The 10,000-nt window shown below is 47.5% G+C and carries 6 protein-coding genes; 3 read left to right on the top strand and 3 right to left on the bottom strand.

Annotated features, from left to right (window positions below):
* Both LDL40_RS07855 and recD read left to right on the top strand, forming a co-directional pair.
* A partial coding sequence (locus tag LDL40_RS07855; protein ID WP_300994711.1) for a PD-(D/E)XK nuclease family protein occupies positions 1–1,321 on the top strand: 1,321 nt, incomplete at its 5' end.
* On the top strand, positions 1,314–3,209 hold the full coding sequence (gene recD / locus LDL40_RS07850) for an exodeoxyribonuclease V subunit alpha (protein WP_300994710.1): 1,896 nt from the start codon (positions 1,314–1,316) through the stop codon (positions 3,207–3,209). The genes LDL40_RS07855 and recD, both read left to right, overlap by 8 nt.
* Here recD and LDL40_RS07845 read toward each other — a convergent pair.
* Entirely contained in the window at positions 3,206–6,265 is a 3,060-nt protein-coding gene (locus LDL40_RS07845; RefSeq protein ID WP_300994709.1) for an ATP-binding protein, read from the bottom strand. The genes recD and LDL40_RS07845 overlap by 4 nt on opposite strands.
* A 215-nt stretch (positions 6,266–6,480) precedes the next feature.
* Between LDL40_RS07845 and LDL40_RS07840 the strand changes: the two genes are divergently transcribed.
* Positions 6,481–7,296 carry an undecaprenyl-diphosphate phosphatase gene (locus LDL40_RS07840; protein ID WP_300994708.1) on the top strand — a complete coding sequence of 272 codons (816 nt, stop codon included), beginning with the start codon at positions 6,481–6,483 and terminating at the stop codon, positions 7,294–7,296.
* Here the strand turns inward: LDL40_RS07840 and LDL40_RS07835 are convergent.
* Complete coding sequence (locus LDL40_RS07835; RefSeq protein ID WP_300994707.1) at positions 7,283–8,404, bottom strand: HDOD domain-containing protein; 1,122 nt, start codon at positions 8,402–8,404, stop codon at positions 7,283–7,285. The two genes, LDL40_RS07840 and LDL40_RS07835, sit on opposite strands and share 14 nt — an antisense overlap.
* Positions 8,397–10,000 (bottom strand): bifunctional diguanylate cyclase/phosphodiesterase (locus LDL40_RS07830; RefSeq protein ID WP_300994706.1); only part of this gene is annotated, 1,604 nt, incomplete at its 5' end. The genes LDL40_RS07835 and LDL40_RS07830, both read right to left, overlap by 8 nt.

The raw sequence follows: 10,000 nt of genomic DNA, 5'->3' as shown, positions 1-10,000 counted from the left end.
CCAGGATGGTGAACTCAGGGTGGTGCTGCAAGCCACTGAGCAGCAAACTCAGCAGGCTGAGCGCGAACGTTTGGCCGAAGATATGCGTAAGCTCTATGTGGCCTTAACCAGGGCGCGGCATTATTGCTGGGTGGGGCTGATGCCAGTCAAAGAGCAAAGCGCCATTGGTTATCTGCTGTCGGATGACGCGCTGCTGTCGCCTGTGGCTTTGCCAGAGCAGTTATCACCTTTGCTTGCACAGCCTGATATTCGCTTGGCCGACAACTTAGCACAGCAGCGCACGCAAGTGCTGTTGCAGGACCAAAACGTTGAGTTATTGCCTTATGCCCAGATGACCCGCTCCGTCAAAGAGCTGTGGTGGATCGCCAGTTACAGTGCCTTGCTGGAGCAACATCAGCAGGATAGTAAAGCGGCAGAGCTGTTTCAGGAATTACAGCAGGAACTGGCGGCAGAGCAAGTGCAGGAGCAAATGGAACCAACAGCAGCCAAAGCTGTGACTTTGGCGCAGGGATTTGTCCGTGGCAGTCAGGCTGGTACCTTTTTACATGATGCCCTGGAGTGGGGCGCAGTTCAGGGTTTTGATCGGTTAGCGCAGCAGCCGGAGTTATGGCAAGAGGGCTTAGGCCCATTAACGCAGAAATATGGCCTGGTGCAGCAATTGTCAGAGCACAGCTGGCAAATCCGCTATTGGGCTGAGCAACAAGCACCTTATCCTGAAACCGACCATTTAGCCGCCTTGTTGCCGTTGCAGCAGTGGCTGACGGAGTTGATTCAAACGCCACTTTGGCCGGATCAACAGACCAGCTTAAGCACACTTAAGGACGGTAGTTACCGCGCAGAACTGGAGTTTTGGTTGTCGGTCGAGCAGTGCAGCAGCGCGCAGTTGGACGCTTTAGTACAGCAGTATCTGTGGTCGGAATGGCCGAGGCCAGCACTTCGCACCACTCAGCTGCAGGGCATGCTCAAAGGTTTTATCGACTTAACCTTGGAGCAGGATGGCCGCTACTGGGTGCTGGACTATAAATCGAACTACATAGCGGATGGCCAGTACGACAGCCCGGCCTTAGTCCAGCAAATGCTGGCGCATCGCTACGATGTGCAGGCAGCTTTGTATGCTGTGGCTATCCATCGTTTATTAAAAAGCCGCCTGCCAGGCTACCAGCCAGAGCAGCAGTTAGGCGGCGCTTTGTATTGGTTCCTGCGTGGTGGTGAGGCGGCAAGCAAAGGTGTGCTTGCAGTGGATATTCCGCTGGTGCTGGTGAACAAGCTGGACGCTCTGCTGCAAGGGCAATTGGTTGCTAAGGAGCTGGCGCATGTCTGATTCAGAATTATTGGAACTGCAGATGCAGGGCAAAGACTGGCGGGCTTTGGATAAAGCTCTGGTGACTTTTTTCCGTGAGCAGCAACAGTTGCCAGCTGCGCTTGCGCTGTTGATTGGTCAGTGCAGCTTTGCGCTGTCGCAGGGCCATTTGTGTTTACCATTACAACGACTGCCGCAGCAGTCGGAACAAGACTGGCTGGCGCTGATGGCGCTTTATCCGGATTTGTTTCAGTTAGAACAGGATAACAATCAGCCTTTTGTGTATGCCAACAACGCCTTGTATATGCGGCGTTATTTTAGCTATCAGCAGCAGATCGCATTGTATTTGCAGCAAAGCAGTGAGCGCAGTCAGCAGCTGCGCCAGACTATCAATTCATTTGTACTGAACCAGTTGTTGGATCCACTGTTTCCAGCAACCGCGGCTAATGCAGTGGACTGGCAACGTTTATCCTGCGCTATAGCGGCCAGCAGCAGCTTCAGCGTCATTACCGGTGGTCCAGGCACAGGCAAAACCACTACTGTGGTGAAATTACTGCTGGTGCTGCAGCAATTACAGCAACAGCAAGGCGCTGCACCTTTGACCATTCAACTGGCGGCACCTACAGGCAAAGCGGCAGTGCGGCTTAGAAGCTCGATCCGCAGTACACTTGATAAACAGCCCGCATCGGCTGAGATCAAAAGCCAGGTGCCGACTGATGTTTCCACTTTGCATAAGTTATTGGGCGCGCGAGCGCAAAGCCGGCAGTTTAAGCAAAATGAATTTGAGCCTTTAGCGCTGGATCTGCTGGTGGTTGATGAGGCCTCAATGCTGGATGTGGAGCTGATGGCAGCGTTATTGTCGGCCTTGCCAGCTCATGCGAGGTTGATTTTATTAGGCGATAAAGACCAGCTTGCTTCAGTGGAAGCCGGAGCTTTAATGGCACAACTGTGCCAATGGGCAGAGCAGGGCCATTATTGGCCGGACACTGCAGCCTGGTTAAACCAACTCTCTGCTGTAGCACTGCCGCAGCAATTAATCAGCCCGCAAGGCAAAGCGCTGGAACAGCAAATAGGTATGCTCAGAGTCAGCCACAGATTTGACCCCCACAGTGGTATCGCCAAATTAGCCGCTGCGGTGAATGGTGGCCAAAGCGCGGAAGTCGCTGCTATTTGCCAGTCTGTTTATGCCGATCTGCAGTATCTGGAAGTGACGGATTTCAGGCAGCTCAAATCCTTTGTACTCACGGGACAAGGCAAGTCTCAGCTTAAGGATGCAGCGGGATTTGGGTTTTATTTAACTGGCATGGCGCAAGGCCCGGCCTTGGACGCCACCGAGCAGCAGATCGATCTGTGGGCGCAGCGGGTGTTGACTGACTTTTCGGCCTTCCAATTGCTTTGTGCGGTGCGGCAGGGCCCCTTTGGTGTGGAGCAGGTGAATCTGGCGGTGGAAAAAATGTTGCTGCAGGCCGGGCTTATTCAGCACAGTAGTCAGCAAAGCAGTCAGTGGTATGCGGGCCGGCCTGTGATGGTGACACAAAACGATTATGCGCTTGGCCTGATGAATGGCGATGTGGGGCTTTGTTTATCCAGACCTTATCAGGGCAAATGGATCCTGGCTGTGGCTTTTGCATCAGAAGACAACAGTAAAGCTGTGCGTTGGGTTTTGCCCAGTCGTTTGCAGCAAGTTGAAACCGCTTTTGCCATTACGGTGCATAAATCGCAGGGTTCGGAGTTTCGCCATGCGGTGCTGGTATTACCGGACCAGTTCAGCCCTGTGCTGACGCGCGAACTGATTTATACCGGTATTACCAGAGCAGCTAAGCTGTTTAGCCTGGTCTGTGCCAAACCGGACTTGTTAAGTCTGGCCATAGAGCAAAAGGTGCAACGCCATGGCGCGGTCAGGCTTTAAGGCTGTTCTTGCCGGATTTGTTGCAGTAGTTCGTTTAATTGCTTTGCAGGCCAGTGGTTTTCTTTTAATGCCCGTTCAGTGGCCGCTGCCAGAGCACTGATGCGGGTAAAACCAAAACAGGCTGAGGTACCTTTAATTCTATGTAGCAACGCCTCAGTCGCGACCTTATCCTCTAATTGCACTAATTGTTCCAGTTCCTGTGCGACGGTGGGCAAAGAGTCCTTATACATGCTGGTTAATTGATCTAATTGTTGCTGAACATCTGATTGAGCCTGAACTGCACTTTTTGTTGGTAGAAATTCTGCTATTTTGTCGTACAGCACTTGAGCTTGCACTGGTTTGGTCAATACGGCCTGACAGCCTGCTTCCAGACAAAGTTGACGTTGTTCTGCCTGAACGTCGGCCGTTAAGGCAATAATAGGTATCTGATAACCTTGACGCCTGAGTTCACGCGAAGCGGTCAGTCCGTCCATCACGGGCATATGCATATCCATCAGTATGAGATCAAACTGCTGATTTGCTACCTTATGCAAAGCATCCAGTCCGTGCCGCGCTGTTTGCGGCTCTAGCCCTGTAGCACTGAGTAAAGTACTGAACAGCAAACGTAAATCCGGAACATCATCGACGATAAGCACAGCACCTTTCAATTGTGGGATCTGCTGTTGTACCTGCAGCTTACTGCTAGTCTGCACCGGCGCTTTTAGTAGCAGCTCTGCTTTAACGGGCAGTGGGATCCTTAAAAAAAACTGGCTGCCCTGTAGGGGGACGCTTTGCAGTTCAAGTTGGTACCCCATTAAATCGGCCAGTTGTTTGCAAATATATAAACCTAAACCAGTACCACCAAACTGCCGGCTGATACCGGGGTCACCTTGTTCAAAAGCGGAAAACAATTTTTGCTGCATATCGGCACTAATACCTGGCCCGGTGTCGGTTACAGACAAGCTTAGCTGGCCTTGTTTTATTTCTGCCGATAACCGGACTTCGCCTTGTTGGGTAAATTTCAGGGCATTACCCAGCAGATTCATTAGAATTTGTTTCAGTCGAAGCGGATCGCTGTATAAAGTTTTGGGTAAGGGATAGCGGCTTTGCAGGCTAAAATGAAGACCTTTCTCTTGCGCCGCAGGTAACAGACTCTGGTGCAACTCATTGAGCAGCGGTTGCAACTCAAAGTGTTGTAATTCCAAGGGGAGTTTACCTTCATCCATTTTGGCTGCATCCAGAATATCGTTCACTATCTGCAGCAAAAACTTACTTTGATTGTCTATAGTCTGCAGTTGATTTAGCAGCTGGGCATCATGAGATCTGGTTAAAGCCTGTTGAATAAATCCAAGAATAATAGTCAGAGGCGTACGCAGTTCATGACTCATATTAGCTAAAAACCGGGTTTTAGCTAAGGCTAGTTGCTGAGCTTTGTCGCGTTCTATCGATAACTCTGCGGTGCGTTCAGCGACACGTTGCTCCAGTTGTTGGCTTAGATTAGTTTTTTCTTCCAAAGCCGATTGTAGCGCCTGATGACCGGCCTGAAGACGACGTTGCAATGAAGTAAAGCTACTTAGCAACTGTTCAAATTCTAATGCTGAATTGTCCAGTTGTTGCTTTGGCGCAGTGGACGAACCAAGCTCTATACCCTCAATTGTCGTGATTAATTGTTGCAATGCCACAGTGTAACCTGAAGCAAATCTCTGACTGCTGCGGGACAATAACTCTATGCCCGCCAGCAGTGTTAACAAAGCGAGCAATGTCAAAAATTGATAATACAGCGCCAGATGACCGTGATCCCAATAGAGGAATAGTTGCCAATTGGTATGGTCTATCGTACTGTCCAGTCGTATTTTGTCCCCTGTCTGGTTAAAGTGCATATGACTTTGGTGATAAAAAGGCGAGTGGGTTAAATAGGCTCTGGACTCGGCCAAGGCCGCATTATCAAAAGCCACTTTCTGGCCTGAAGCATGGGAATCGGCTAAGCCCCAGATTTTCATTTGGGCGCCGTCTGTTAATAAAAGCTGTAAGCGCGGATCGGGATGTTGTACTTCGAGTGCTCCTGTGAGCCTGTTCAGGGCAACTGAGAGTTCCAGTACACCGTTAAATTGCTCTTGTTGATACAGTGGCCTGCTTAAAGCAAAAAGCAAGTCCTGGCCTAATTTATTTCCCTGAAATACATCGCTGATGTAAGGTTGTGAACTTTGTTTTGGTTGTTTGAAATAATCGCGATAAGCAACTGAATGGCCAAGGATATCCTGCGCCGCAGCTTCTTTAAAAAAAGCGGTGACCAGGCCTGAAGCATCGGTACGCAACGCCGAAATGAATTCTGGTTGGCTTTTTACTAACTGTTGCAGACTTTCCTGATCACCTACCAATCGGGCATAGTCAGACGCCAGTTTTAATTCCGCCTGATACGAAGATAACTTCTGATGAAGCTGACCTTCAATATATTGCTGTTGCGTGGTCAATTCAGAAACATGGCCAGATAAATTCAAGACTATGGTGCCGTGCAGTAATACACTAATCATCAGCGCCCACGGAATGGCTGCCATTAGTGCTATTCTGCTGCCCAGTAAAGATTTAAAAGGTTGTTGGCGCTTTTGCGCCAGACTCGCTGCCTGAATTTCGAATAAGCGGACACAGCGTTTTAAAACGATCAGTGTACTGCTAATAATGAGCGCGTTTAACAGCACCCAGATGAAAGGTTGTGGCTCTGTTGGCAGCCAGAGAAATAAAACCAAGGTAGCCAGAAAGTGCAATACGACTGCGACCCAACGTCTGCGGGCGGTGTTCGCATAAGGAATAAACACCAGTAGTTGTAATAGAGAACATATCCAGTATAACGGCGAGTTCAGAGGGGATAGAACCACCACGGCACAAAGCAGAGCCCAGATTATGCCCAGGCGCTGCATGACCAATATAAAAGCCAGGTTTCCTAAGAGTAAAGGCGTGCTGAGGGGGAGTTCCAGCGCCAGTAAATTCGCCACTATGCCAAACAGACTTAGTCCGCTGACATAGGAAAGCTGGCGCAAAAACGACGGTTCAGAATGCCTTACGCTATTATTCTGAAACAAAAATAAAATTCCATTTGAAAAAAATGATACATAGATACTAGAGGATCCGGTTCGCATAATCACTGTTTACGGCATAAATATTTTTAGCGATTGGGGATTATTTTGACTGATCTCATTCAGTTATGAAGGAATCAGGGTGACAAGCGGCGATCAGATGCTGATAATAACCCACTTGTCTGAATCTCCGGGCTATCAGCCTGAATTATGGTGTTCCAATGGATTTTATAATTTTACTCAAGGCCTTATTACTAGGCATAGTGGAAGGTTTAACTGAGTTTCTGCCAGTGTCCAGCACTGGTCATTTGATTGTGGTTGGAGATTTAATCAATTTTTATAACGAAGGCAAAGTTTTTGAAGTGGCCATCCAGCTTGGCGCCATTTTAGCTGTAGTTTTTGAATATCGTCAGCGGTTTATCAATGTTGCAACAGGCATTACACACGACAAAAACGCACAAAATTTTGTATTGAACTTGTTTGTTGCTTTTTTGCCCGCCGCTATAGTTGGACTGTTATTTATTAAGTACATCAAGCTGTATCTGTTTAACCCTATCACTGTGGCCACCATGCTGGTGCTGGGTGGTTTGGTTATTTTGTATGCAGAACGCCGCGTACATCAGGTGAAGATTCATGATGTAGACCAAATTGGCTGGAAAGATGCACTAAAAGTAGGATGTGCACAGATCATTTCGATGATCCCCGGAACCTCAAGATCAGGCGCAACCATTATCGGCGGGCTGTTTTTTGGCTTTGATCGTAAAGTGGCGGCTGAGTTTTCATTTTTCCTGGCAGTGCCCACTATGTTTGCAGCGACTTTTTACGACATTTATAAACACCGCGATGTGCTGAATTTTGATCAAATGCCAATGTTTGTTGTTGGTTTTGTGGCTGCATTTATCAGTGCATTGGTAGCAGTCAGGACTTTTGTTCGTTTTGTGTCGAATCATAGTTATGAAATTTTTGCCTGGTACCGCATTGCCTTTGGTTTGTTTATTCTGGCCACCTGGTACTTTGGCTGGGTTAGCTGGTCTTAAGACTGGCCTGCAGCTCTGTCCAGGCAGGGTAGAGCTGCAATGACTCCACTATATGTTGGTCGTTTTCATTAAGCTGAAAATCTTTATGCTGAGCGGCCTTGTGAGCGAGCCAGTGCACTACACCGGGTATAGAACTGCAGTCCGATAATTCATCAGGCAGAATGACGGCCTGCACTATGCTTTGTTCAAAGCCCCACAAGGTCAGTAAATAGGCGGATATCATTGAGAAATGACAAGCGTCTTCATCCGCCATTGATGGTTGTTGCAGATGTTCCGCCATCCAGCCCAGGCAATCCAGTAAAGACACTAAAAACGCATAATCCTGTATCTCTGAACCGAGGTCTGCCTGCTTACACAGGTAGCGCGCCAGACAGGCCTGATGAAAGGCTTGCTCCGTGATACGTTGGTGTTGTGCTGTACTAAGATGATTTTGATAAATCAGACCGCTTTTTAACGCCAATATAACGGACTTCATCATATCCAGTCCAAGTCTGTTGATGGCTTCAGTTAAGGAAATAGTTGATCGGGAAAATCCAAGAAAAGCTGAATTAGCTAATTGTAGTAACCTGCTGCTGACCACAGGATCGTGGCTGATCAATTCTGCGATATCTTTCAGCTGGAATTCTGCTTTGTGTAGCGTAGCTTCTATTTTTTGATACAAAGGTGGTAACACTGGTAGTACAGAAAGCCGGCCAAGATATGCCCGTTCGGCTGCAGAAAAGTTCAGCGCTTGCAAAAGCTCTGCACAGGCAAAAACCTGCAACAGTTGCTCGTCGGTAAAAGGTTTGGCCAGAAAAAAATGGATAAGCGCGGTGTCCTGCACTAATAAATCGGCAGAATTATCAGCTGTTAGTATGCAGCGTAACGCCATAGGACTCAGCTGCTGTACCTGTTGCAATACTTGCTCGCCGTGTATGCCAGGCATTAATCTGTCTGTGAATACCACATCCGGCAGTGTTCCTTTTGACAAGCGTTCGGTTAATTGATGTGCATCCTGTAAAGTCTCTACAGCCCAGTGCGGTAAAATACGACTTAAGGTACGTTTTAGTGCCCTTAACAGCAGCTCATCATCATCGATCAAAAGTACCAGAAAATTTTTATCAGCCATGGTAATGCTCTCCTGCAAAAGGCTGCTGTGTGAGCATTACGACAAAGTCGTCTCTGGACACGGGTTTACTGTAGTAATAACCCTGAATAAGGTCACAATCCATCATTTTGAGCAATTGCTGTTGCTCTTGTGTTTCTATGCCTTCAGCGGTAACTACCAGATCCAAATCATGCGCCATACGGATAATGTTTCTGACCATGCCCTGGCTTTGTAAATCGCTACTGAGCTCAGTGATCAGGGATCTGTCCAATTTCACTTCATCTATTGGCAGTTTGGTTAGATAAGCCAGCGATGAATAACCTGTGCCAAAATCATCCATCGAAATACGTACACCAATCTGATGCAATTGAGACAACACTTTATGACTTAATTGCAGATCTTCCATCAGATAGGTTTCAGTTATTTCCAGCTCTATCTGCTCTGGTTTGATCTGATGTGCGTTTAACAGTTGCCGTAGCTCAGCACCGAACCCTGGTTCCTGCAACTGCCTGCCTGATACATTAATGCTGAGCCGCTCCAGCTCCAGACCCTGCCGATTGAATTCTGCCAGAGTACTTAGAGACTGGTCCAATACCCAAAATCCTATACGGATAATTTGCCCATCCCGTTCAGCGATAGGAATAAATAAAGCAGGAGATATACTGCCAAGAGCCGGATGGTTCCAACGCAGCAGAACTTCCGCCTGACGGATTTTGCCGTCATTAAGACTAACTTTGGGCTGGAAATTGAGGCTAAAGCCGGTATGCTCAACATTACTGTAGAGTGCGTTACTTATTTCAAACTGCTGCTTTTTACTATCGAGAATTGCTTGCTCAAAACGCATATAAAAATGATGCTGGTTATTTCTGTTGGTACGGCAGGCCAAGTTGGCATATTTCAGTAACTTCTCTGAGAGAATAGTGTCGAGCGGTGCAATGGCATAACCCAGATTAAAATTTAGTTGCATTAATCGTTCGTCATGCATTACGGGTTTATCAAATACCGATAGACATTCACTTATTTGCAGCTGCAAATCCATTTCATCCGAGCACTTGCTAAAAAGTAAAGCAAATTTATCGCCAGATAAGTACACCAGATGTTGACCTGGTTTGAGTTGCTGTTGCAGCAAAGTGGCAACTTTATTGATTAATAAATCAGTTTTGTAATAGCCCATGGCGTCGTTGATCAAACTGAAATTATCTATATCCAGCACTGCAGCAGCGGTCAAACCTTGTTGCTCAGCAATGTAATGGTCGAGCAACTGACAGGCCTGTTGGTGGTTCAGCAAATTGCTCAGATTTGATAAGTCTGAGCTGAATTGTGGCAAAGGTTCCAATCGCTCCAGTTTCAATAGTAACTGGTTTGGTGTAGAAGACCTGTGGCTCAGCTCGATTTCATGATGCTGATGATCCAGACAAAGCAAAGTGCTGTGTTGATGTGTTAAAAACTGAGGCAGTTGATTTGGTAGCAGGGCTTGAAGGAAAGCTGATAGAGGCTGTTGATTTACACTGTTTGCATCCAGTTGCCATAATTTGGCCAAAGCGGCGTTGATACGTAAAATGTCGCCTTGAGGATCTACTTCAAGCAATGCATCCTGACTACTAATCAATAATTGGG

It is taken from the genome of Rheinheimera sp. (assembly GCF_020217005.1).
Classification (GTDB): domain Bacteria; phylum Pseudomonadota; class Gammaproteobacteria; order Enterobacterales; family Alteromonadaceae; genus Pararheinheimera.
This window is presented reverse-complemented; position numbering and strand designations above follow the sequence as displayed.

Bases quoted from the DNA above. Each gene is read 5' to 3' on its own strand.
- recD (WP_300994710.1), top strand. From the start codon at position 1,314: ATGTCTGATTCAGAATTATTGGAACTGCAGATGCAGGGCAAAGACTGG.
- LDL40_RS07840 (WP_300994708.1), top strand. From the start codon at position 6,481: ATGGATTTTATAATTTTACTCAAGGCCTTATTACTAGGCATAGTGGAA.
- LDL40_RS07835 (WP_300994707.1), bottom strand. From the start codon at position 8,404: ATGGCTGATAAAAATTTTCTGGTACTTTTGATCGATGATGATGAGCTG.